This window comes from Streptomyces sp. MCA2, from assembly GCF_023544705.1.
Lineage (GTDB): Bacteria > Actinomycetota > Actinomycetes > Streptomycetales > Streptomycetaceae > Streptomyces > Streptomyces decoyicus.
In genome coordinates, this window is sequence record NZ_JAMJFM010000076.1 from 14,253 (window position 1) to 37,887 (window position 23,635).

The 23,635-nt window shown below is 71.2% G+C and carries 21 protein-coding genes; 12 read left to right on the top strand and 9 right to left on the bottom strand.

What is annotated here, in order from left to right; all coding sequences use genetic code 11:
- Positions 1 to 41 precede the first annotated feature (41 nt).
- From M8I34_RS38005 to M8I34_RS38020, 4 genes are read right to left on the bottom strand one after another with little or no spacing between them, the layout of a single operon-like run.
- Positions 42 to 1,613 carry an ABC transporter ATP-binding protein gene (locus M8I34_RS38005; RefSeq protein ID WP_250057570.1) on the bottom strand — a complete coding sequence of 524 codons (1,572 nt, stop codon included), beginning with the start codon at positions 1,611 to 1,613 and terminating at the stop codon, positions 42 to 44.
- Positions 1,610 to 2,458 carry an ABC transporter permease gene (locus M8I34_RS38010; RefSeq protein WP_250057572.1) on the bottom strand — a complete coding sequence of 283 codons (849 nt, stop codon included), beginning with the start codon at positions 2,456 to 2,458 and terminating at the stop codon, positions 1,610 to 1,612. The genes M8I34_RS38005 and M8I34_RS38010 overlap by 4 nt, the downstream gene beginning before the upstream one ends.
- Positions 2,455 to 3,477 carry an ABC transporter permease gene (locus M8I34_RS38015; protein ID WP_374211044.1) on the bottom strand — a complete coding sequence of 341 codons (1,023 nt, stop codon included), beginning with the start codon at positions 3,475 to 3,477 and terminating at the stop codon, positions 2,455 to 2,457. Before M8I34_RS38015 ends, M8I34_RS38010 begins: the two co-directional genes overlap by 4 nt.
- Positions 3,462 to 5,006 carry an ABC transporter substrate-binding protein gene (locus tag M8I34_RS38020; RefSeq protein ID WP_250057574.1) on the bottom strand — a complete coding sequence of 515 codons (1,545 nt, stop codon included), beginning with the start codon at positions 5,004 to 5,006 and terminating at the stop codon, positions 3,462 to 3,464. Before M8I34_RS38020 ends, M8I34_RS38015 begins: the two co-directional genes overlap by 16 nt.
- 334 nt (positions 5,007 to 5,340) lie before the next feature.
- Here M8I34_RS38020 and M8I34_RS38025 point away from each other — a divergent pair, with 334 nt between their 5' ends.
- The 5 genes from M8I34_RS38025 to M8I34_RS38045 are packed head-to-tail and all read left to right on the top strand — an operon-like array spanning position 5,341 to position 11,255.
- The gene (locus M8I34_RS38025) at positions 5,341 to 6,336 is read left to right on the top strand and encodes a TauD/TfdA family dioxygenase (protein ID WP_250057575.1); all 996 of its coding nucleotides are present in this window, start codon (positions 5,341 to 5,343) and stop codon (positions 6,334 to 6,336) included.
- Between the two features lie 41 nt (positions 6,337 to 6,377).
- Entirely contained in the window at positions 6,378 to 7,403 is a 1,026-nt protein-coding gene (locus tag M8I34_RS38030; RefSeq protein ID WP_250057576.1) for an ornithine cyclodeaminase family protein, read from the top strand.
- Positions 7,394 to 8,776 (top strand): Y4yA family PLP-dependent enzyme, encoded by a 1,383-nt coding sequence (locus M8I34_RS38035; protein WP_250057577.1) that lies wholly within the window; start codon positions 7,394 to 7,396, stop codon positions 8,774 to 8,776. Before M8I34_RS38030 ends, M8I34_RS38035 begins: the two co-directional genes overlap by 10 nt.
- 26 nt (positions 8,777 to 8,802) lie before the next feature.
- Positions 8,803 to 9,828, top strand: a complete 1,026-nt coding sequence (locus M8I34_RS38040; protein WP_250057578.1) for a pyridoxal-phosphate dependent enzyme — start codon at positions 8,803 to 8,805, stop codon at positions 9,826 to 9,828.
- An 8-nt stretch (positions 9,829 to 9,836) separates the two neighbouring features.
- The gene (locus M8I34_RS38045; RefSeq protein WP_374211042.1) at positions 9,837 to 11,255 is read left to right on the top strand and encodes an MATE family efflux transporter; all 1,419 of its coding nucleotides are present in this window, start codon (positions 9,837 to 9,839) and stop codon (positions 11,253 to 11,255) included.
- Positions 11,256 to 11,356: 101 nt separating this feature from the next.
- Here the strand turns inward: M8I34_RS38045 and M8I34_RS38050 are convergent, their stop codons facing one another.
- Positions 11,357 to 12,151, bottom strand: a complete 795-nt coding sequence (locus M8I34_RS38050; protein WP_250057580.1) for a PhzF family phenazine biosynthesis protein — start codon at positions 12,149 to 12,151, stop codon at positions 11,357 to 11,359.
- A 373-nt stretch (positions 12,152 to 12,524) separates the two neighbouring features.
- Here M8I34_RS38050 and M8I34_RS38055 point away from each other — a divergent pair, with 373 nt between their 5' ends.
- The 3 genes from M8I34_RS38055 (at position 12,525) to M8I34_RS38065 (ending at position 15,993) form a co-directional block, all read left to right on the top strand.
- Positions 12,525 to 13,784, top strand: a complete 1,260-nt coding sequence (locus tag M8I34_RS38055; RefSeq protein WP_250057581.1) for a PP2C family protein-serine/threonine phosphatase — start codon at positions 12,525 to 12,527, stop codon at positions 13,782 to 13,784.
- A 249-nt stretch (positions 13,785 to 14,033) separates the two neighbouring features.
- Positions 14,034 to 14,513 (top strand): hypothetical protein, encoded by a 480-nt coding sequence (locus M8I34_RS38060; RefSeq protein ID WP_250057582.1) that lies wholly within the window; start codon positions 14,034 to 14,036, stop codon positions 14,511 to 14,513.
- 106 nt (positions 14,514 to 14,619) lie between these two features.
- On the top strand, positions 14,620 to 15,993 hold the full coding sequence (locus M8I34_RS38065; protein ID WP_374211043.1) for a hypothetical protein: 1,374 nt from the start codon (positions 14,620 to 14,622) through the stop codon (positions 15,991 to 15,993).
- Between the two features lie 28 nt (positions 15,994 to 16,021).
- Here M8I34_RS38065 and M8I34_RS38070 read toward each other — a convergent pair whose 3' ends face one another.
- From M8I34_RS38070 to M8I34_RS38085, 4 genes are all read right to left on the bottom strand, one after another.
- Complete coding sequence (locus M8I34_RS38070) at positions 16,022 to 16,543, bottom strand: hypothetical protein (RefSeq protein ID WP_250057583.1); 522 nt, start codon at positions 16,541 to 16,543, stop codon at positions 16,022 to 16,024.
- On the bottom strand, positions 16,540 to 18,003 hold the full coding sequence (locus tag M8I34_RS38075; protein ID WP_250057584.1) for a molybdopterin-dependent oxidoreductase: 1,464 nt from the start codon (positions 18,001 to 18,003) through the stop codon (positions 16,540 to 16,542). Before M8I34_RS38075 ends, M8I34_RS38070 begins: the two co-directional genes overlap by 4 nt.
- Positions 18,004 to 18,139: 136 nt before the next feature.
- Entirely contained in the window at positions 18,140 to 18,763 is a 624-nt protein-coding gene (locus tag M8I34_RS38080) for a CBS domain-containing protein (protein ID WP_250057585.1), read from the bottom strand.
- Positions 18,764 to 18,915: 152 nt separating this feature from the next.
- Positions 18,916 to 19,812 (bottom strand): universal stress protein, encoded by an 897-nt coding sequence (locus M8I34_RS38085; RefSeq protein ID WP_250057586.1) that lies wholly within the window; start codon positions 19,810 to 19,812, stop codon positions 18,916 to 18,918.
- 975 nt (positions 19,813 to 20,787) lie between these two features.
- On the opposite strand from M8I34_RS38085, the gene M8I34_RS38090 reads away from it, so the two are divergent.
- The 4 genes from M8I34_RS38090 to M8I34_RS38105 form a co-directional block, all read left to right on the top strand.
- Complete coding sequence (locus tag M8I34_RS38090; protein WP_030788646.1) at positions 20,788 to 20,991, top strand: cold-shock protein; 204 nt, start codon at positions 20,788 to 20,790, stop codon at positions 20,989 to 20,991.
- Between the two features lie 343 nt (positions 20,992 to 21,334).
- A complete protein-coding gene (locus M8I34_RS38095) occupies positions 21,335 to 22,843 on the top strand; it encodes a DEAD/DEAH box helicase (protein ID WP_250057587.1) in 1,509 nt (502 codons plus the stop codon).
- Positions 22,844 to 22,898: 55 nt separating this feature from the next.
- The gene (locus M8I34_RS38100) at positions 22,899 to 23,297 is read left to right on the top strand and encodes a CBS domain-containing protein (RefSeq protein WP_250057588.1); all 399 of its coding nucleotides are present in this window, start codon (positions 22,899 to 22,901) and stop codon (positions 23,295 to 23,297) included.
- A 54-nt stretch (positions 23,298 to 23,351) separates the two neighbouring features.
- On the top strand, positions 23,352 to 23,635 hold a 284-nt coding region (locus tag M8I34_RS38105), incomplete at its 3' end, for an SCO5918 family protein (RefSeq protein WP_250057590.1).

The following is a 23,635-nucleotide window of genomic DNA, read 5'->3' on the forward strand; positions in this document are numbered from 1 at the left end:
CACTGACCTGACGGGCGGCGGGCCCGGGGCATGCGGCAGCGTCACGCCCGCTGCGCGGCAACGCCCTCGTTCTCACCCTCGTCCTCGGCCTCGTTCTCGCCCTCCCTCTTGCCGCTCTCGCTCTCGCTCTCGCCTGCCAGGTGTACACGTCCTTCGCGGAGCAGGTGGAGGCTGTCGGTGTAGGCGGTGACGAGGTCGAGTTCGTGGCTGACGAGGACGAGGGTCAGCCCACGTTCGCCGCGCAGGCGGGTGAGGAGTTCCATGACCGCGGTGGCCGTCGTCGGGTCGAGCGCCGAGGTGACTTCGTCACAGAGCAGCAGGTCGGGTTCGGTGGCCAGGGCGCGGGCGATGGAGGCCCGTTGGCGCTGACCGCCGGACAGCTCATGGGGGTAGCGGGCGGCGAAGTCGGCGGGGAGGCCCACGTCTTCGAGGAGTTCGCCGACGCGGGCCGGCATCTCGGACCTGCTGACGGTGCGGTGGAGTTGCAGGGGGCGGGTGAGGGACGCGCCGATGGTGCGGGCGGGGTTGAGGGCGCCCAGGGGGTTCTGCGGGACGAGCTGGATGCGCCGTTGCTGGTCACGGTTGCGCTTGCGGGCGCTGGCGGGCAGCGGCCGGCCGTTCCAGGTGAGGGTGCCGGCGTCGGGCTTCTGGAGGCCGGCCAGGGTCCGCAGCAGTGTGGTCTTGCCGGATCCGGAGGGACCTATGAGCCCGGTGGCCGAACCGGGCGGGGCGTGGAAGTCGGCCTCCTTCAGGGCCTGGTGCGTGTGGCCCCGGTGGGTGAAGGCGACGTCCAGACGTGCGGCGCGCAGGCCGTCGTCCGGGGCGGCCGGGGGCCCGGCGGTGCGGGGGCGGCCGGGCTTGCGGACCGGGGCACCGGGGGCCGTGTGGGCCGTGGCGGGGGCGCGGAGGGTGCTGACGGTGTCCGCGCAGGCCTCGACGACCTGCGGATCGTGGCAGGCCAGGATGACGGCGATGCCACGGTCGGTGGCGAGCCTGCGCAGCAGGGCGACGATCTCGTCGCGCAGGGCCGAGTCGAGGCCGGCCGTGGGTTCGTCCAGCAGCAGCACATCGGGGTGCCGGGCCAGGGCGCGGGCCAGCGCGAGCCGGCGTTGCTGCCCGCCGGACAGGGCGCCGGGGCGGTGGTGGGCGAGTTCGGCGGGCAGCCGGCACTCGGTCATCAGGGCCGCGACGGCCTGGGGCGTGGGGTCGGTGGCGACTTCGGCGATCAGCTGTCCGGCGGTCATCCGGGGGTTGAGTGCGGAGCCGGGGTCCTGTCCGACGTAGGCGATGCGGTGGCGGCGCAGGGCGCGCAGGGCGTCGGGCGCGAGGGTGAAAACGTCCTGGCCGAGGACCTCGACGGAGCCGCAGGTGACCTGGGCCCCGGAGGGGAGGTCTCCGATGAGGGCACGGAGCAGGGTGGTCTTTCCGGAGCCCGAAGGGCCGGTGAGCGCGGTGATCCGGCCGGTTCGCAGGCTGAGGCCGGTTTTCTGGAGCAGGGCCGGGCCGTCGGGGAGGCCGATGGCGAGGTCGGTGACCGTCACGGGCGGCGGGGAGTCGGTCATGGCCGAGGAGGTGTCCTGGGGTGTGGGCGCGGAACGCCCGGTGGTGGTCATCGCAGGGCGGCCCTTCGGGCGGTGGCGGGCGCCAACGCGTTGGCGGCGAGGTTGACGCTGATGGCGAGCAGACCGATGGCGAGGCCGGGAGCGACGACGGCCCAGGGGTTGAGGAGGATGCCGGGCCCGTTCTCACGGATCATCAGTGCCCAGTCGGCTTCGGGGGGTTGCGGGCCGAGCTGGAGGAAGCCGGCCATGGAGATGACGTAGACGGCGTCGACGAAGCGCAGGCCGAACAGGGCCAGGACGGTGGCGCGGAGGTTGGGCAGGATTTCCCGCAGGGCCAGATGCCCGATGCGTTCGCCGCTCGCGGTGGCGGCTTCGATGAATCCCGTGGTGGCGAGCGGAGCGGCCGCGCTGGCGACGATGCGGACGGCGTAGGGGATGCCCAGGAAGATGGCCACCACGGTGATGGCGAGGCGGCCGCCGCCGGGCCAGGCGAGGGCGAGCAGCATGATGCCCAGGACGGGCGGCAGCAGGATCGCGGTGTCCGCGATGCGTTCGACGAGTCGTCCCAGGCGGGGGCTGAGGACGGCGAAGCAGCCCAGCAGCGTGGCCACCAGCGTGATGGTGAGGGCCACGATCAGGGCGTTGCCGATCAGTGCGCTGCCGCCGTGCAGCAGCCGGCTGAGGACGTCGCGGCCGAGCTGGTCACCGCCCAGGAGGGCTGCACCGCCGGCTTCGGCGTAGGGCTCGGTGACGGGTTTGTCGAGGGGGTGGGCGGCGAGCAGCGGGCCCGTCACCGCCACCAGGACCAGCAGGGCGGCGGGTGCCATCGGGGCGAGGATCCGTGGCCGGCTGCGGCGGGCGGGCGCCGACGGGCGGCGGACCGCGGTGGCGGTCATGGGCGGGCTCCCAGGGTGCGGGCGCGGACAAGGTCGGCGAGGAGGAGGATGACGGTGATCAGCGCGGCCGCGCAGGCGACGACGCCGGCGATGACGGGGGTGTCGCGGTCGGCGACGGCACCGGCCAGCACGGCCCCGATGCCCGGGTAGTTGAAGAGGGTCTCCACCACGACCGTGCCGCCGAGCAGGGGGCCGGTGGCGGTGGCCACTCCGGTGGCGATGGCGGGCCAGGCGCCGGGCAGGGCGTGCCGCAGCAGGACCCGCCGGGTGGGCAGGCCGTCGAGGTGGGCGGCCTCCACATGTGGTGTCGAGGCCTGGTCGGCGAGCGCGGCCCGCACGATCCGGGTGTTCCAGCCGGTCTGCGGGATGGTCAGGGCCAGCACCGGCATCACCAGCATGGTCCAGCTCGCGGGAGAGCCGTCGGCGCTGGTGACCGTGGCGGCCGGCAGCCAGCCCGTCCACAGGGACAGGGCCAGCAACAGGCCGATGGAGACCACGAATTCGGGCAGTGCGAAGGCGGCGGTGGAGGTGAGGTCCACGATGCGGTCCACGGTGCCCCGGGGGCGGGCGGCGGCCCACAGGCCGAGGGCGAGCGCGCCGAGAGCGGTCAGGACGAACGCCGTGGCGCCCAGCAGGACGGTGTTGGGCAGGGGGTCGGCGAGCAGGTCGGTGACGCGCTCGCCGCGGGCCGAGGTGCCGAGGTCGCCGGTGGGCAGGGCGGTGATCCAGTCCCAGAAGCGTTCCCACACCGGCCGGTCCAGGCCGAGCAGATGCCGGCGGGCGGCGACGCCCGCGGCGCCCTCGCCGCGTTCGGAGGTGGCCGAGGCCGCGTCGCCGGGCAGCAGCTCGATCGCGGCGAACACCACGGCGAGCAGCACCAGCAGTATCATGAGGCGTTTGCCCACGAGGGCGGCGGCCCGCAGGCCGAGGATGCCGGCGCGGCGCGCGGGTGAGGCCGCCACAGGTCGGGTGACGGCCTCGGCCGGGCGCGTGGTCGTGTCGGTCACGTGGCCAGCCAGACGTTTTCGAGCTGGACGCGTCCGTAGCCGGGGAGCTTGGGCAGGCCGTGGACCTTGGGGGCGGCCAGGTCGATGCCGTCGGCCATGCCCCACAGCAGGTAGCCGGAGGCGTCGTGTTCGATCTGCTGGAGTTCGCGCAGCGCGGCCGTGCGTGCCGTGGGCCGGGCCGCGGCGATGGCCTTGTGATAGGCGGCGTCGAAGTCCTTGTCGGACCAGTCGGCTTCGTTCTCGCCCGATCCGGTGGTCATGGTCTTGGAGGCGAAGAAGACCAGGGAGTCGTTGGTGCCCCAGTAGTTGGTGTAGAAGTCGCCCTTGAGCCAGGTCTTCTGGTAGAAGGTGCCGGATTCCTGCTTGACGACCTTGATCTTGACGCCGGCCTCGTGGGCCTGGGAGGCGAACAGCGTGGCGGACTCCGCGAGTCCGGGGACGTCCTCGGTGGTGACCAGCTCGTAGGTCCGGGAGAGGTCGAACTTGGCTTCCTTGAGCAGCTTCTTGGCCTTGGTCAGGTCGCGGTGGCGCTGCGGGATGCTCTTGGCGTAGTCGGGGTCGGCGGTGCCCAGGATGTCGTTGGCGACCGTGCCGTACCCGGACAGGACCTGCTTGACCATCGCCTCGCGGTCCACCACGAGCTTCATCGCCTCGCGGACCTTGGGGTCGGCGAACGGGCCGCCGGAGGTGCGCATCACGACCGGCATCGCCATGTCGTTGGGGCGCCGGATGACCTGGATGTCCTGACGGGCGTCGGCGGTACGGGCGGCGACGGCACCGGCGTTGGAGGCCACGTCGATCTGACCGGACATCATGGCGTTCGCCATCGCCTGCGGGCTCTCGAACATGGTCACCTCGATGGCGTCGAGGTAGACCTGGCCACCGTGCCAGTGCTCGTTGCGCAGCAGGCGGGCGTTGCCGCCCCGGTACCAGTCGAGCTTGAAGGGGCCCGCTCCGGGTGCCTTGGCCATGTCCTTGTCGGAGGTGTTCTTCTTGACGATGAACGTCGACAGGCGGGTGATCGAGGGGAGTTCGGCGTTGGCGTAGTCGGAGACGAGGACGACGGTGTCCTTGCCGTCGGCCGTGATGTGGTCCGGCTTGATGCCGGGCAGTCGGGCCGCGCCGGCGGGGGTGTTGCGCAGGCGGCGCAGCGACCACACCACGTCGTCGGCGGTGACCGGGGTGCCGTCGTGGAAGGTAGCGCCCTTGGCGATCGTGAAGCGCCAGGTCTTGAGGTCCTTCGAGGGCTTGAAAGAGGTGGCCAGGCGGCCGACGGTGTTGTCCTTGAGGCCCGGCGCGGTGAGGGTGTCGTGGACGAGGGCGATGACGAGGTAGTCGCTCTCGTTGCCCTGGACACCGTGCGGATCGCGGACGATGGCCGAGGACCGGCCGAGCGCGCCGATGCGGAGAGTGCCGCCCTTTCTCGGTTTGCCACCGGAGCCGGAGGACGCCGCGTTGTTGCCGCCTCCGCATGCGGCGAGCAATGCCGCCGCGCCCATACCGCCGCCGGCCCAGAGCACCTGACGCCTGTTCCAGTTCACATTGCCTCGTTCCACTCAGGGTCGTTTGCTTAGGTTTGCCTACCCTAATGACAACCATTTCCGCAAGGGCGCGCGGCGCCGAAAACATCGACTGGTCGGCGTCAACGGGGCTTTATCCGGAGCGAGTTGAGCAAACCACCCCAGAGCACCCCATCTTTAGTTAGGTTTGCCTTACCTGACTCTCCTCGGTAGTTTCGTCAGCGTCCGCTGGACTCCGGGCCGGGCGGCCACCGTCAAGTCGCCCTGCTTTCCGGGCTGTCGAGTGCTGCGCCACGTCCGCACGCCGTCAACCGGCCCGCAGTCCCCCACCCGCAACGGAACGGACCACCTCGACATGACCACGGGAGCCGCACCCGTCCGTCAGCTCGACGCCACCGGCGTCGGTGAATTGCGCCAGGTCGCCGAGAAGATCCTCGCCGAATTCCACACCTCCGCCACCTCCCCCGAACTCCTCGCCCGCGTCACCGAATTCGCCGCCGAACTGAGCGAGTCCACCCGCCACGAGCTGCGCCCCGTCGACACCGACGCGGGCCTGTTCGTCCTGCGCGGTCTGGAGGTCGACGACACCGAGATAGGCCCCACTCCTTCGAGCTGGGCCACGGCCGGCGACAGCGCCGCCGTCCACGACATCGTCCTGCTGCTGCTCGCCACCGTCATGGGCAACCCCATCGCCTGGGAAGGCCAGCAGGACGGCCGCTTCGTGCACAACATCGTCCCCGCCCCCGGGCACGAGAACGAGCAGACCGGCGCCAGCAGCACCGTCCTGCTCAGCCCGCACACCGAGGACGCCTTCCACCCCGGCCGCGCCCACCTGTTGATGCTCGGCTGCATGCGCAACCACGACCACATCGCCACCACCGCCGCCAGCATCCGCAACGTCCGGCTCTCCGAGGCGGACATCGCGCTGCTGACCCGCCCGCGGCTGCCGATCCTGCCCGACGACGCCTACACCGAGGCGCAGAGTTACGACGGCGGGCAGCCGGCCGGCGTGCCCACGCTCTTCCACGCCAAGGACGGCCTCACCCTCCGCTTCGACCCGGCCTACACCCCGCTCGACGACGCGACCCCCGCCCACCGGGCCGCCTACGAGCGTCTGTCGGCCGAACTCGCCCGCGTCTCGGGCGCCGTGAGCCTGAGCCCCGGCGAGGTCCTGGTCGTCGACAACGACCTCGTCGTGCACGGCCGCGTCCCCTTCCAGGCCCGCTACGACGGCACCGACCGCTGGCTCAAGCGCGCCTCCGTCCGTGTCCCGGCGCGCCGGACACGCCCCCTGGCCGAGCAGGACGAGCACGGTTACGGTCAAGCCGCCATCGAAGCCCACGCCGCCTGACCGCCCGACGCCCCACGCCCCACGCCCCACCAAGGACGGACATGACCGAGACCACCGTGGCCAGCGAAGCCCCCTCCCTACCCGCCGACGACAAGAACCTGCGCATCCTGTCGACGACGGACCTCGCCGGGATCGACATATCCCTGGCCGATGTCGTCGCGACCGTCGAAGGCGCCTACCGCACACTGCACGCGGGCCAGTCGGACAACCCCCGCAAACTCACCGTCAAGCCCGACGACGGGCACTCGGTCTCCTACGCGATGCTCGGCCGGGACGGCTCCCGCAACGTCGTCGCCATCAAGACCTCCTACAAGCACGGACTCGACAAGGGCCGCGACGACCAGCACTACTACACCGCGCTCACCCTCTACGACGACGTCACCGGACTGCCCGTCGCGATGATGGACTGCGGCCGCATCGGTTCGCTGCGCACCCCCGCCGTCTCCGCCCTCCTGGCCCGCGAGTGCGCCCGGCCCGGCGCCCGCAGCGCCCTGGTCATCGGCACCGGCACCCAGGGCCGGCTGGCCCTGCCGTTCCTGCTGACGACCCTGCCGGACCTGGACCGTCTGATGCTCTTCGGCACCCACCCCGAGGGCATCGACGCCGTACGCGAGGAGTTGCGCGCGCACTTCCCGGACCGGGACGTGGAGCTCGTCACCGATCTGCGGGCCGCGGCAGCCGACGCCGACATCGTCGTCGCCACCGCCGGCGCGCACACCCCGGCAGCCGTCGAGGCCGGGTGGCTCAAGCCCGGCGCGCTCTCGATCCTTGTCGGCCACGGGCTGGCGCCCTCCACCCTGCACCGCGCCGACCGGGTCGTGGCGACCAGCGAGGCGCAGATGAAAGTCACCGGCACCGACATGGCCGACGAGAACGGGGAATTCCCGGCCGTCGACACCGAGTTCCCGCCCGTCGTCGCCGGTATCACCGCGGGCCGCCGCTCGGCTCAGGAACGCATCTTCGCCTACAACAGCGGACTCGTCGTCACCGACATCGCGCTGGGCCACCGCTTCGCCCAACTCGCCCTCGACCAGGGCCTGGGAGTGCAGGTGCCGCTGTGGCAGTGAACGGCCTCTCCACCGCATCCGTGCCGACCCTGCCCGCCCACACCGACCCGGACACCGACCGGGTGCTGGACAGCGGTCTGCTGCACGAGCTGTCCTACGCCTTCGGCGGCCCCTTCCACTTCCTGCTCCCGCACCGGTTCGACGCCAACCTCGCCGCCTTCCGCACCGCACTGAGCGACGCCGGTGTGGAGGGGCGGGTGTATTACGCGAAGAAGGCCAACAAGGCGGCCGTGTGGATGGAGCGTTGTGCCGCCCACGAGGCCGGCGTCGACGTGGCCAGTGTCGGGGAGCTGCGCGAGGCCCTCGGACACGGGGTGCGCGGCGAGAACATCGTCGTCACCGGACCGGCCAAGAGCGACGAACTGCTGCGGCTGGCCCTCCTCCAGGGCTGCCTGATCGCCGTGGACGGGCTCGACGAACTGGACCTGCTGGTCACCCTCGCGCTGACCGGTACGGTGCGCCCGGCGCGGCTGCTGCTGCGCCGGCTGCCGCCCGCCCAGCCGCACAGCCGCTTCGGCATGGACGCCGCCGAGATCGAGACCGCGCTGGACCGGTGTGTGCGGGCCGGGGAGGCGGTACGGATGGAGGGCTTCAGCTTCCATCTGTCCGGCTATGCCACCCAGCCGCGTGCCGACCTCGCCGGCGAACTCGTCGACCTCTGTCTGAAGGCCCGGGTGTTGGGACTTCAGGCCGACCGGATCAGCATCGGCGGCGGCTTCGCCGTCGACTACAGCCCCGCTGACCGCTGGCACACCTTCCTCGCTGAGCAGAAGCCGGAGCACTACCACGCGAAGAAGACGTTCCAGACCGGCGACTTCTACCCCTACCACTCCCCCGTCGCCGGAGCCGGCGCGCTGCGCACCATCCTGGCCGCCGTCCCCGAGGGCGGACGGAGCAGCCTGGCCGAACTCCTCAAGGAGACCGGGACGCTGCTGATGATGGAGCCCGGCCGCGCGCTGCTGGACGGGGCGGGCGCCACGGTCTTCTGCGTCCAGGGCGTCAAGGACCGTGACGGATACCGGATCCTCACCGTCGACGGCACCAGCCTGAGCCTGTCCGAGCAGTGGTTCAACAGCGAATACCTCCCCGACCCCCAGCTGGTGACCCCCACCGGCCGGCCGGACGGCGGCGAGCCGCACCCCGCGTGTGTGGGCGGAGCCTCGTGCCTGGAGTCGGACATGGTCACCTGGCGCAAGGTCCCCTTCCCCGCCCGCCCGCGGGTCGGCGACCTGCTCGTCTACCCGAACACGGCCGGCTACCAGATGGACTCCAACGAGTCCCCCTTCCACGACCTGCCGCTGCCGCCCAAGGTCGTACTGGACCGCCTCGGCGACCGCCCGCGCTGGCGCCTGGACCGCCGCCCCGCATGCTGACCTTCGACCCGCCCAGGAGTGTTCCCATGAACGAGGCCCTCGCGCGCCCCGCCGTGGTCTCCCGCATATCCGACCTCATCGGATGCACCCCGCTGCTGGAGCTGTGCCGCACCGAGACCGGCAGCCGCCTCCTGCTCAAGCTGGAGATGTACAACCCCACCGGCAGCGCCAAGATCCGCATGGCGCGCGCGATGGTGGACGCCGCCGAGCAGGACGGCACACTGCGCCCAGGCGGCCGCATCATCGAATCCACCTCCGGCAACACCGGCCTCGGCCTGGCCGTCATCGCCGCCGAGCGCGGCTACACCTTCACCGCCGTCGTCGACAACCACGCCGCCGCCGACAAGCTGCGCGGCATGAAGGCCCTGGGCACCGAACTCGTCTACGTCGTCGACGACGGCACCGAGGAACTGGCCACCGCCGCCCGCGAAGAGCTCGCCGAAGACATGGCCCGCGGCCAGGACAACACCATCTTCACCGAGCAGCACAACAACCCGGCCAACGGCGTCGGCTACTTCCCCGTCGCCCACGAACTCCACCAGGCACTCGACGGGAAGATCGACGTCGTGATCGGCGCGGTCGGAACCGGCGGCATGCTCTGCGGCACCACCCGCGAACTGCGCAAACTCCACCCCGACTTCACCACCATCGGCGTCGAGCCCAAGGGTTCCATCGCCTTCGGCGGCCCGGCCCACGACTACTACCAGTCCGGCACCGGCACACCCGAAGGCGCCGAGATCGGCGCGCTCGTCGACTTCGACCTGATCGACGAGGGCGTCAAGGTCGGCGACGTCGAAGCCTTCGCCGCCGCCCGCGCGGTCGCCCGCACGGGGCTGCTGATCGGCGGTTCGGCGGGCGGAGTCGTCCACGAGGCCCTGACCCGGCTGCCGTCCCTGCCGCCGGGCAGCACTATGGTCGCCCTGATCAATGACGGCGGCGAGAAGTACATGGACACCGTCTTCAACGACGACTGGATGAACGCCCGCGACCTCATCGATCCCGCCCTGGAGCGGGAGACCGACGAGAAGATCACCAAACTCCGCAGGATTTGATGCCCGCCATGCAGCTGACCACCCTCCTCCGCGACAGTCGCGCCCTGGCCACCCTCGCCGTACCGCTCATCCTCACGCAGCTCGCACAGGTCGCGCTGACCACCACCGACACCGTGATGATGGGCATGCTCGGCACGGCCGACCTCGCGGCGGGGGGACTGGCCATCGTCCTCTTCAACCAGCTGCGCACCATGGGCGTCGGCCTCGTCACCTCCGTCGGCAACCAGATCGCCGCCGCCTCCGCACGCGCGGAGTCGGCCCAGGACACCGGGCCGGGCACCGCGCAGGGCGAGAGCGACGACGAGGTGCGCGAGATCGTCCGCGCCAGCCTCGCCGTGGCCACCCTCGCCGGTATCGCCGGCGCCGTGCTCATGCTGCTCATCGGGCAGGCGCTGACCCTCCTGGGTCAGGAGGCCGACGTCGTCGACCGCGCGCAGACCATGCTGCTGGCCCTCGCGCCCGGTCTGGTGCCCTGCCTCTGGTTCCAGGCCATCCGCCAGTTCACCGTCGGTATGCGCCGTCCGCAGGCGCTGCTCCAGATCACCATCGCCTCCGTCGCCGTCAACGCCGGCATCAACTGGGTCCTCATCCACGGCACCTGGGGCCTGCCGAAGCTCGGCCTGCCCGGCGTCGGTGTGGCCACCACCCTGGTCTACCTGCTGTCGTTCCTGGCCCTCTACCTGTCGGCGAAGAAGGACACCGTCCTCGGCCCCCTGCTCAGCCTCAACATCGCCAAGGCCGACCGCGCCACCGTCCGCCGCCTGGTCCAGCTCGGCGTACCCATCGCGGCGACCTACGGTTCCGAGGCCGGTTTCTTCTCCGTCACCGCCCTGATGGCCGGTTCGTTCGGCAGCGCCGCCCTGGCCGCGCACACCGCCGTCAACCAGCTCGTCTACATCGTCTTCCAGGTCGCCGTCGGCCTCTCCCACGCCGCGTCCATCAACGTCAGCCGGGAACTCGCCCTCGGCCGCACCGAGGCCGCGCTACGCATCAAGAACACCGCGCTGGCCTGCGCCGGAGCCGTCATGGTCGTGGTGGGCGTCGTCTACATCACCCTGCCCGACCTGGTACTCAGCCCCTTCTTCGACACCAGCGGCGCCCGCGACGCACCGGCGGTGTCGATCGCCACCCACCTGCTCCTGGTGATCATGGTGTTGCAGTTCTTCGACTGCGCCCAGAACATCGGCGTCGGACTCCTGCGCGGCCTCGACGACACCAAGAGCGGATTCCGCATCACCCTCGTCGGCTACTGGGCCATCGGCCTGCCCGCCGCATGGCTGCTGGGCTATGCCGCCGGACTCCACACCCTCGGCATCTGGCTCGGTCTGCTCACCGGCCTCGCCGCCACCGCCATCCTGCTCCTGCGCCGCTACAGCGCAAGCCTCCGCACGAAGTTCACCGCGCAGCAGGCGGTGTCCACGGCCTGAGACAGCCGGTCAGGCCGGCACAGCACTGTTCGTTCGTGAGCCCCGCTCCCCGGTCGCACCGGGAGGCGGGGCTCACGAGCGCTCCGGCCGCGGTACACGCCTCAGGGCGTCAGCTCGCCGTCGAACACGGTGACCGCCTGTCCCAGCAGGGTGACCCGGTCGCCGTGCAGCTCGACGCCCACCCGTCCGCCGCGCGAGGACAGTTGCACACCGGTCAGCTCCGTACGCCCCAGCCGGCCCGCCCAGTGGGGTGCGAGGACGCAGTGGGCGGCGCCGGTGACCGGGTCCTCGGGAATGCCGGCGGCGGGGGCGAAGACCCGGGAGACGAAATCGTGGTCGGCGCCGTCGGCGGCACCCGCGGTCACGATGACCGCCCGGCCGCTGAACTCGGCCAGCGCGGCGATGTCCGGGGCCAGATCACGCACCGCCTGCGCCTCCGGCAGCTCCACGAGCAGATCGTGCCGGGCGCTGCCCGTCCACCGCGGCTCGGTCCCGAGCGCCTTGGCGAGTCCCTCCGGCGCGGGGGCAGCGGTCGGCGGATCCGCGGGGAAGTCCAGCGTGAAGGCTCCCTGACTGTGCCGACGGGCGGTCAGCACACCGCTCAGGGTGTCGAACCGCAGGGCAGCATCGGACGGGATGCCCTGTGTCGCGTGGAGGACGTGCGCGGTGGCCAGGGTGGCATGACCACACAGATCGACCTCCACGGTCGGTGTGAACCACCGTAGCCCGTAGGTGTTTTCCGCCACCGGGTGCACAAAGGCCGTTTCCGGCAAGTTGAATTCGGCGGCGACCCGCTGCATCCAGGCGGCGTCGGCAGGTTCTGCCAGCAGACACACCCCGGCGGGATTCCCGGCGAACGGCCGGTCGGTGAACGCATCGACGATGAAAGCACGCATGCCCCCGACGCTACGTGCCAGTGGCGCGTCGCGGGCGAGTTCCCGAGATCGTCGAAGGCCGGCCCGGTGGTGTACGGGGCGGGCACGCTCACCGCACGCCCCGTACGCCACCGGACGAGGAGGCTCCCTCCCCCGCGAGGCCCCGCGGGGCAGGCGCGGACGAAGGGCGCCGGGCGCTGCCCCCGGAGCACGCGAGCCATTCGGGTGAACCGCGAGGACGGGCCGGGCCCCGGCCGCCGCCGTGCGCCCTGCCTCCGGGCCCGAGTGCGGGGAGGACACCGCACGGCCGTGGCGCGGTGCGGAGGTGTCCCGGCGGGCGCGGGCGCCGGGCGCCTCATAGATTGGCACGGGCGGGGCCGTGAGCCGGAGGAGGATGGGCAGGGAGCGCGTGCGGAGACCGGAGCTCGATCATGCGGCGCTGTTCGCAGCGACACCGAGCGCTTGCCTGGTCCTTGACCCGGACCTGGTGATCGTGGACGTCAACCAGGCGTATCTCCAGGCCACCGGGCGGACCAGGGACGATCTGCTCGGGCAGTACGTCTTCGACGCCTTCCCCGACAACCCCGCGGACCCCGACGCCGAAGGTGTACAGAACCTGCATCCCTCGCTGAACCGGGTGCTGGCGTCCGGGGAGCCGGACACCATGGCGGTCCAGCGGTACGACATCCCCGTGGCCGACCAGCCGGGCCTGTTCGAGGAGCGCTGGTGGTCCACCATCAACACTCCCGTCATCGGTCCGGGCGGCACGGTGGCCTGGGTCATCCACCGGGTGGAGGACGTGACGGCGTTCGTGCACTCCCGCCGGGCCCGTCAGATGCCGGGCGGGCAGCTGAGCGAGCGCGAGGAGGCGATGGAGGCCGAGCTGTACGTCCGGGCGCGTGCGCTGCAACACCTCAACGAGGAACTGCGCCGGGCCCATGCCCGCGAACGCCAGGTCGCGCTCACCCTCCAGGAGGCCATGCTCCACTCCCCCGACCTCGCCCGGCACCGTGACATCGCGGTGCGCTACCTCCCCGCCATCGGCTCACTGAACATCTGCGGCGACTGGTACGACATCGTCGACCTCCCGGGGGAGGCATTCGCCGTGGCGGTCGGAGATGTCGTCGGCCACGGGCTGGAGGCCGCCGCCGTCATGGGCATGCTCCGCAGCGCCCTCAGCGCCGCCGCACGCTCGGTCGCGGGTCCCGCCCAGGCGCTGAAGGTGCTGGGCCTGTATGCCCGCTCCGTCGACAAGGCCCTGGCCACCACCGTCATCCAGGCGCTGATCGACACCGCCCGCCACGAGGTGACCTACAGCAGCGCCGGTCACCCGCCTCCCGTCCTGCTGCACGCCGACGGCACCCACGCGCTCCTGGACCAGGCCACCGACCCGCCCCTGGGCGCCCACCCCGAACATGAGCCACGCCCCCAGGCCCGCCTTGCCTACACCCCCGGCGACACCCTCGTCCTCTACACCGACGGACTCATCGAACGCCGCGACGAAGACATCGACGCCAGCCTCGCCCGCCTCACCGACGCCCTCTCCCGCTACAGCAGGTTCAGCCCGGAACGCCTCGCCGACGCGCTGCTGGCACGCCTCGGCGTCAGCGCCGGCGCCCGCGACGACATCGCCCTGGTCGTCGTCCGCCTGTAGCCCCGAAGGGAACAGCCCGCAACTCGACCAGCGGATGCATCCGGGAGACGCGTCACGCACGATGGGACTTAAGAAGATCCAGATCCTCGAACTGCTTCGGGGTGACCGATGACAGAGCTTTCAGGACTTCACCGTGCGAATTCCCGTCGTCTACCGCAGGACCGCTCGGCGCGGGCGCCGACGGGAACTGCGTCACTCGACCACCCACACCGCCTTCCTGGGGTGACCGGTGTGCGGGTGTCCTTCGTCATGGCCCTTGTCGTGGCCCTCACCGGTGCCGGCGCGCTCTTCGGCCCGGCCCGGGCGAACAGCCCTGGATCCGGAACGGCCACGCTCTCCGCCCCCGTCGCGGGGTGGGCAGTCAGCCCCTCGCTCGGCCACACCTGGACACCAGCCGTCCACGCCCGCCCCCAGGCCTCGCCGACGCAGCCCTCCACGCCGGATCCCGCTGACGTGGTCGAAACGTATTTCAGTGCCGTTAACGAGCGTGACTACATTTCCGCTTGGGCGCTGGGCGGGAAGCAGCACATCGCGGGGAACACGTTCGACGCCTTCGTGCAGACCTTCAACACCACGAACAAGTACGACGTCACCATCAACGCGGTGAACGGCAACAAGGTCGAGGTCGAGCTCGACCAGCTGCTGACCGACGAAACCCACCGCCACTTCACCGGCACCTACACCGTGGAGGACGGCGTGATCGTCGCCGCCGACATCCACCCCAAGTAACCCGGCGGAGCACCGCGCGGGGCACCGGGTCGGCACGCCGCCACTCCCCGCGGCCGTAGTGGTGGCGATCAGCGCTCCGGCCGCCGGCCTGGCCTACCGTGGCCGGGTGACAGCGAGCGTGCCAAAGCGGGAGTGCCACCGCGACCTGTGGGCGGCTGCGGGTGCGGTGACGCTGTTCGTCCTGGCAGCAGTCGTCGGGCGCGTCATCAACCGGACCGTTTACGGTTCCGAGGGGATCCTGCGGCTGGGGTGGCCGCCGTTGCACGCCTGGTGGCTGCCGCATGTGGGCCCCGGCACCCCGGCGGCGGTGGCCGTCGCGGCGGTGGTGGTGGTCTACGGTCCGTCGACCGCACGGCGTCTGTCGTGGCGGGTGCTGGTGCCGGCCGTGTGGGCCGCGGCGATGGCCTGGACGTGGTCGCTGGCACTCGTGGACGGGTGGGGCCGTGGCGTCGCCGAGCGGCTGACCACCAGTCTGGAGTACCTGCAATCCGTCGACGACGTGCACGACGTGGGCGCTTTCCTGCGCGACTTCACGCACCACATCCTGGTCGGCTCGCCCGGCATCTGGCCGGCACATGTGGCCGGTCATCCGCCCGGCGCTCTGCTGACGTTCGTCGGGCTGGACCGGATCGGGCTGGGCGGCGGCGCCTGGGCCGCGGTCTGGTGCATCACCGTCGGAAGCTCGCTCACCGCGGCCGTCATGGTGACCGTCCGCGCACTGTGCGGTGAGGAACTGGCCCGCCGGGCCGCCTCGTTCCTCGTCCTGGCCCCGGCGGCGGTATGGATCGGGGTCAGCGCCGACGGCTACTTCGCGGGGGTGGCCGCCTGGGCCGTCGCCCTGCTGGCCCTGGCGGCCACCCGCAGTACGCGGATGCCGCGTCTCGCCGCCCTGGGTGCGGGGCTGCTGCTCGGCTGGGCCTGGTATCTCTCCTACGGCCTGACCGTTCTCGTCGTCCTCGGCGCCGCGGTGCTGCTGCTCGCGCGCTCGGTCCGCCCGTTGCCGTATGTGCTGCTGGGCGTGCTGGTCTGGGTGGCGGCCTTCACCTGGGCCGGGTTCTGGTGGCTGGACGGCTATACGACGCTGGTCGAGCGTTACTACCAGGGCGCCGCGAAAGTACGTCCCTACAGCTACTTTCTCTGGGCGAACCTGGCGGCCCAGGTACTGACCGTGGGCCTGGCCACCGTCGCCGGGCTGCGCCGCGCCGCCGGTCCGCTGTGGCATGCGGTGCGGAGGATGCGGCGCGAGCCGCCGAGCGGACGGGGCGCCCTTGCCGTGCTGGTCGCGGCAGGGCTGTGCATGATGCTGCTCGCGGATGTTTCCGGGATGAGCAAGGCGGAGACGGAACGGATCTGGCTGTCCTTCGCGGTGTGGACGCTGCCCGCAGGTGCCCTGCTGCCACGCCGCTTTCACTCCTGGTGGCTGGCCGCGCAGGCCCTCCTCGCCCTGTTGGTCAACCATCTGTTGCTGACCGGCTGGTGACCACGTCCACCGGCGGCAGGCCGGCTGCCTACGGTGCCTTCTGCGGAGACGGGGGAGACGGGGGATCTTCGGAGCGTGGACGGGCCCTGTGTGTGCGCCACAGGGCCACCAGCAGACACCCCGCCGAGGCCGCGAAGAGCGTCGCGGTGATCAGCAGCCAGTGGTCCCAGAACTGACCCGACGGCAGGCCGGTGTACAGGGAGAACCCCGGGACGCGCTGGAGGATGAGCGGGTACCACACCAGGAGCAGCAGGAGCGCGACGAAAGCGGGCACCCGGACGTAGTTGATCCCGCCTGCCACCACCGGGGCGTACGGGTTCGCCGTGCGCCGCCGGTGCCGGAAGAGGCGTTGCACCACGCGGTCGGTGGCGGTGTACAGGGGCAGGAACACCAGGTCGTGCAGGAGGGCCGCGCCGACGAACCAGATGAGGACGCCGAGGGTGTCCCCTTTGAGCAGTCGGACGCCCGCGTACACGGCCAGAAAGAAGGAGCACAGCACCAGCAGGAGGTGCAGAGGGGACGCCCCGTAGCGTGCGCGGAGGCCCTTCACGGGGTGCTCCCGAAGGTGAGGCGGGTGACCCATTTCGTGTTGTGCACACCGGGGTTGGCGGGGACGATGATGCGCGCCGGATATCCGTGGTCCGGGGAGAGAGCCGCGCCGTTGACCCGCAGGGCCAGCAGCGATCTGGGGTCGCGTACCTGGTTGTCGCGCAGATGCGTCGAGCGGAACGAGCCGGCCCGCTGTGCGGACTCGACGAAGACGCCCGGCGGGTTGTGACGCAGTCCGACCAGGGCAGCGAGGTCCGCCAGCCGGACGCCGCTCCAGTGCTGGTCGTCGGTGGACCAGCCCTCGACACAGGCGATGGGCAGGGCCGCCGTGTGCTGGGGAAGAGCGAGGAGCTGTGCGCGGGTGCAGGTCCGCTCGCGGCCGTCGCCCCGTACGACCAGCCGCCAGTCGGGGCCGATGTCGCGGGCGCTGATCCCCACGCTCGCCGCGGTCTTGTTGATCTGGAAGCCGTTGGGCCCCTCCCCCGGGTCCTGCCCGCGCGGGGCCAGCAGCGCGGTTCTGCGGAGGGAGCCGCCGATGCTCTGCCCCGCCGTGACGAGGAGCAGGCCCAGCGACCCCGCACCCACCAGGCCGAGCGCGCCACGCCGCGACATGGTGGGAGGCGCCGGGTCCGGGGTCACCAGCCCGGTGTCGTCGGCCGGTTCGCGCACCGTCCGGGAGAGCGGCGTGCGCAGTTCGGTACGCATTCGGCGGCTGCGCAGGGCTTTTGCCATCACGGGGATACGGAACGCGATATGGACGAGGAACGCACCGATGAACACCCATGCTCCGTAGAAATGCAGGGTGTAGAAGGAGCCCGGGAAAATGTAGTGCAGCTGGATGTTCAGCACTCCGGTGACGAACTCGAACAGCGCCCCGCCCACCAGGAGCAGCAGCGAAAGCCGTTCCAGCGCATGGCTCGGTGAGCGCAGCGGCGGCCAGGAGAACAGCTTCGGGATGACCGACCACAGCTTCGCCAGCAGCACGGGGATCAGCACCACACCGAGCGTCACATGGATGCCCTGGGTGAGGCGGTAGAGCCAATAGGGGCTGGTCGGCCAGGAGAAGAGGTAGAAGCCCAGCCATCCCTTGTCCGGTGTCCGGTCGTTGCCCGGAGCCAGATCGGGGTTGTAGGCGGCGTAGGACAGCAGTCCGGTCACGAAGAGCACCGTGAGGCCGACGAGCAGGATCAGCCCGAACACCGAGGTCAGCCACGGCCCCCGCAGGGGACTGCGCCAGAACCCGGGGCGAGCCGGGCCGGGCGGCGGACCGCCGGGGAGGCGAAGTCCGCGTCGGCCACGGGCCGGCCGTGAGGAGGCGTCGGCATGCCGGCGGGTGGCTTTGCCCGCGGAGGGCTTCGCCGGGCGCTCCCCCCGGGGCGAACCGGCGGCGGCCGCCTTGTCGGGACGACGGCCGGGCGTGGGGCGGTGTTGCCCGTCCCCCTGGTGGTCGCTCGGCTCCATGGCGTCCCTCCGCCGCGTCTGGTGCGGCTCGGCTCGCCGCCCTGCGGCCAAGATATGCGGCAATGGGGGCATTTCACGCGCACCACCACTATGCCCTTGTGCCGGTTGTCCGGCGGTGCAGCTTGCCGTGCGCGTGCTACTCCGGCGCTTCCTGCCCGGGCGTGGAGGCTCCGCCCCCCGGGCAGGTGAGCCGGTCGACCACCTCGACCACCCCGTCGACGCTTTCACACAGCCGCACCGCAATCGGGGCAAGGCTTGTGTGCTCCACGGTGCCGGTGAGCGTCACGGTGCCGTCGGCGACGTCGACCGTGACCGCAGACGGTGGCACCCCGAGCGTCCGCGTCAGCACCTCTTCCAGCACCTCCTCCTGAATGGCGCGGTCGCGGCGCAGGAACAGCCGCACGAGGTCGCTGCGGCTGATCACGCCGATGAGGCGGCCGGTGTCGTCGACCACGGGCAGCCGCTTGACCTTGTGCTTCTCCATCATCTTGGCCGCTTCGACGACGCTCCACTCGGGCCGTGCCACCACCACGGGGCTCGTCATGATCCCTTCGGCGGTGCTCGCCCCGAGCTTGGCGATCTGCCGGCGCAGCAGATCGGCTTCGGACACCACTCCCACCGGCCGCTCGTCCTCGTCGAGGACCGGGACGGCGGTGATGTCGTACTCGTCGAGCAGGTGCGCGATCTCCTTGAACGGGGTGCCCCGTTGGACGACGACGGCGTGGGGCGTCATCAGGTCGGCAACGCTGCGGTGGCTCATGTTCGGCCAGTCCCTCCGGGTGTGCAGGTGCCGGATCTCATCCGCCGCATGGGCAGGGATCCGGTACCGACAAGCCTGCATCGCGCCCGCGGTTCCTGCGCAGGGACCGGCGGGTCCGGGCGCATCCTCCCCCTACCGGCCCTGCCTGCTCATCATTCGTGCGGGATCACAGCCACCGGGCAGGCCACGTGATGGATGGCGGCATGCGCCACCGGGCCGACGCGTGGCGCGAGCGGCGGACGGTGCAGCTTGCGGCCGACCACCAGAAGCTCGGCCCCGAAGACCGTCTGGACCAGGGCCCGGGTCGGGCTCTCCGACAGCACGGTCTGCTGGACCAGCACGTCGGGGAACCGCTCACACCACGGGAGGAGGGCGTCCCCCAGCTCGACGGCCGCTTCCTTGGTGAGTTCCGTCGCGGCATCGGGGTCCAGGCCCCACGGGGTGTAAGCGTGCACGGGGAGCGGACGCCCGTGCACGGCCTGAAGCGGAACACCCCGGCTCGCCGCGGCGTCGAAGGCGAAGTCCAGCAGCCGGTCGCAGGGGCCGTTGAGGCTGAGGCCGGCGACGACCCGCGCGTCGGGGGCGGGCGGCGGGTTGTCCGGCGGTTCGTGGCGCGGTGCCTTCGCGCGCCCGTCCCGGCGGACGAGCACGACCGGCCCCTTGGCCCGGCCCACGACATTCAGGCTCACATCGCCGAGCACATAGCTCTCCCACGGCGCGAGGGCCCGCGATCCGAGCACGATCATCTGCGCCTCGGCCGCCGCGCCCAGCAGCGCCGGTTCGGCCTCCGCCCCCACCAGGTCCTCGATGATCTGAAGCCGCGGGTGACGTTCCCGTACCTCTTCCAGGGCCCGGTGCACGATCTGCCGGGCGCCGGCGTTCTGGTCCCGGTCCGGGGGTGTGTCCGGCGCCTCGGCGGCCAGCAGTATCCACGCATGGAGAAGTCGCAGCACCGACTGCCGCCGGTCCGCTTCGTCGGCGGCCCATAGCGCGGCTGCCAGGCTCTCCGGCGAGCCGTCGAGCCCGACGGTGATGACTTCCGGCTCCATGGCGTTCTCCCTTCGGGGTAGGAGAAAGGGACCGGGCTTCGGGGTCGCAGAGAAAGAGACCGGACCGGGCTCGGCATCGGGCAGGTCCACCCCACCGCGCCGGACGACCTCATGATCATCGAGCGGGTACACCCGGATCTGCCGCTGCGGTGAGCAGCCGGCCGCGTCGCTCATGCCGCCCCTCCGACGGGGTGCGACATTTCCGCTCCGCTGTCCCCATCGTGGCCCCGATCGCATGAGCCTGCCAGGCCGTACGGGACAGCCCTCAGGGGCACGCGACACCGCTGCGGACAGGGCGCCGACCGCCGTCGTGGCCGCAGTCGGAGACAGCCCAGAACCGGCCATGCGTGCGGTCCGGCGGCTGTTACGGGTGACCCGGCGCGGCGAGCTGAAGTCTTGCCGATGAGGAGCAAAATCTCGGGTCTACGAAGCCCGAATATCTATCATCATCGATATAGATTTCTTGCGTCGCATCGATCGGGGCGGGACGGTGAGACGGATCCGGCGGGAGGCCGAGGCGGGGGCCTGAGCCACCCCCTCCCCGCACCTTCACCCCGGCAGGGCCGGGCAGCTTGCCGGGCGGCGGGCGGGCGGACGTGCGGCAGCGCGGCGAGCAGACCGCCGGAGTGCGGGCGACGTCAGGGCCGAAGCGGGCGGCGAGCCACGTTTCCCGGCCGGATGGTCGGTGCTCCGGTAGTGAATATCTCGCGCCGCAACTACAGAAATACCTGCCACGTCGGTAGGGGTTTTTGCACCCCCGAAATGGCGGGAGCAACAGCGGCGCGGGCCCGCTGACGCCGTGCTACTGTCGATCTCAGTTGCAGTTGTGGTTCCCAAAGACTTCTCGCTACCTCATCGGCTTTCCAGGCCGGTTGGAGTGCTTTTGTATTTCCGGGTTTTCCGGAGGGGCAATCATCGCGGCGACGCGGGGTCCGCACAGTGCGGCCCCGGGCACTGCCCCGAAGGAGATATGACATGGCTACTGGCACCGTGAAGTGGTTCAACGCGGAAAAGGGCTTCGGCTTCATCGAGCAGGAGGGTGGCGGCGCCGACGTCTTCGCCCACTACTCGAACATCGCCACCCAGGGCTTCCGCGAGCTCCAGGAAGGCCAGAAGGTGACCTTCGACGTCACGCAGGGCCAGAAGGGCCCGCAGGCCGAGAACATCGTCCCCGCCTGACACTGACGCGTCAGACTGCAGCTGGGGCCCGCACCTTGGGTGCGGGCCCCAGCGCGTTGCCCTTTGCGGAATGCGCTGTGCGTGCCCTCACGGCCGCACCGGCGACAAGGGGCAGCCTGTTCGGTGCCGAACCGCAGCATGCTGCGGCAGAACGGCAGTCCGCCCAGCTCTCTGCTCCGGCACCGTGCTCGCCTCCCTTTGCGGCGACATTTCTTCACGCGCCGGCGGTCGATTCCGCCCCGCCACGTTCCATCTGTTTTCTCCGGTCCGTTCTGCGATTCTTTTGTGTGTGGCTGAAAGCTGCCGGGAATTCTTCGACGTACCGCATCGAGGAAGGTTCTCCATGAACCGCACAGCTCGCCCGAACGACCGCTCCTCCCGCACCCGTTCCGCCGGTTCCGCCGGCTCCGGCCGCGGCGGCTATCGCTCGCAGTCGTCGAACCGCTCCGGTGGCAAGGGACGTCGTCCCGCCGCCCGGCCCGCCGAGTTCGCGCTGCCCGTCACGCACACTCCCGCCCTGCCCGCGGCCGAGACCTTCGCGGAACTGGACATGCCGTCCGCGCTGTTGGCCTCGCTGACCGCGGAGGGGATGACGGCCCCGTTCCCGATCCAGGCCGCCACGCTGCCGAACTCGCTCGCCGGACGTGACGTCCTGGGCCGCGGGCGCACCGGCTCGGGCAAGACGCTCGCCTTCGGTCTGGCCCTGCTGGCCCGTACCGCCGGACAGCGCGCCGAGGCCCGCCAGCCGCTGGCCCTGGTCCTGGTCCCCACACGGGAACTGGCCCAGCAGGTCACCGACGCGCTCACGCCCTACGCCCGGTCGCTGTCCCTGCGACTGGCAACCGTCGTCGGCGGTATGTCGATCGGCCGCCAGGCAAGCGCCCTGCGCGGAGGGGCCGAGGTCGTCGTCGCGACCCCCGGACGGCTCAAGGACCTCATCGGCCGCGGTGACTGCCGGCTGAACCAGGTCGCCATCACCGTGCTGGACGAGGCCGACCAGATGGCGGACATGGGCTTCATGCCCCAGGTCACCGCCCTGCTCGACCAGGTCCGTCCCGAGGGGCAGCGGATGCTCTTCTCGGCGACCTTGGACCGCAACGTCGACCTGCTGGTCCGGCGCTATCTGACGGACCCCGTGGTCCACTCGGTCGACCCCTCGGCGGGCGCCGTGACCACGATGGAGCACCATCTGCTGCATGTCCGCGACGCCGACAAGCACGCCACCACCACGGAGATCGCCGCCCGCGAAGGCCGGTCGATCATGTTCCTGGACACCAAGCGCGCCGTGGACAAGCTCACCAAGCACCTGCTGAGCAGCGGCGTGCGCGCCGCGGCCCTGCACGGCGGCAAGTCGCAGCCCCAGCGCACCCGCACCCTGGCCCAGTTCAAGACCGGCGATGTCACCGTCCTGGTGGCCACCAACGTCGCCGCCCGCGGTATCCACGTCGACAACCTCGACCTCGTCGTCAATGTCGACCCGCCCACGGACCACAAGGACTACCTGCACCGCGGCGGTCGCACCGCCCGTGCGGGCGAGTCGGGCAGCGTCGTGACCCTCGTCCTGCCCAGCCAGCGCCGCGAGATGGACCGCCTGATGGCCGACGCGGGCATCACCCCGCAGTCCACCCAGGTCCGCGCCGGCGAGGCCGAACTGAACCGGATCACCGGCGCCCAGACGCCCTCCGGCATTCCCGTCACCATCGCCGCGCCGGTCGTCGAGCGTCCCAAGCGCAGCGGATCCTCCACGCGCGGCCGTCGCAGCCGCTCCGCCCAGGCCCGTCGGTCCGGCGGAACCCCCCGGACCGCGACCGGGACGTCGCAGCGACAGCGCTCCGTCGGCAAGGCGTCCTGATCCGGCGCACACGGGCAGCCCGGCTCGCTGGATCACCACACCACGGAGGATTCCGTTGACGCTGCTTCAGCTCCACCCCTGGCATCCGCACCGCTCCGACAGGACGGTCGGCAACGCCATGACCCCGCCGGGACCACAGGTCGGCGACGACATGATCGTCGACCTGGCCCTGTCCGTCGTCAACGGTGCACGCGCCGACCACCTCCTCGTCCGTGACGAGGACGGCCGGTGCACGGGCCTGATCACCCGGGCCCAGCTGATCGCCCACCAGCGCGATTCCTGGTACACAGAGGAAACCCGGTTGCGGGACATCGTCTACGACCGGGGACCGTTCACGTCGTCCGTGACGTCGATGCACGACGCGGAGCACGCCATGCGAGGTCGCGCGCTGCGCGCCTCGCCCGTGGTGGACGAGGACGGGCACACTTTGGGAGTGATCTCCCTCGCATGCTGAACCGTCCGCGTCACCCGTCCGTTTCCGGCTTCTCCTCGACCCTGTAGAGGCACTATGCGCGTCGTCATCGCCCGCTTCCCCTTCGACCTGATCAAGACCGAGGTGCAGGATGCGATGAAGGGCATCAAACCCGAACCCATTACGGGTGAGTCCGTGCTCATCGGCAGCCGTCACTACCCCGTCAAGCAGGTCGGGGAGATCATCACCCGGCAGGACCGCCGTGACTTCAGCGCCGGCGAGGTGACCCGGGCACTGACCCGGCTCGGATTCACCTGCCGCTCCGCGCCCCCCGCCACCCGCACCCCGCTCGAGGAGGCGTCGGCCATGCTCCAGGCGCC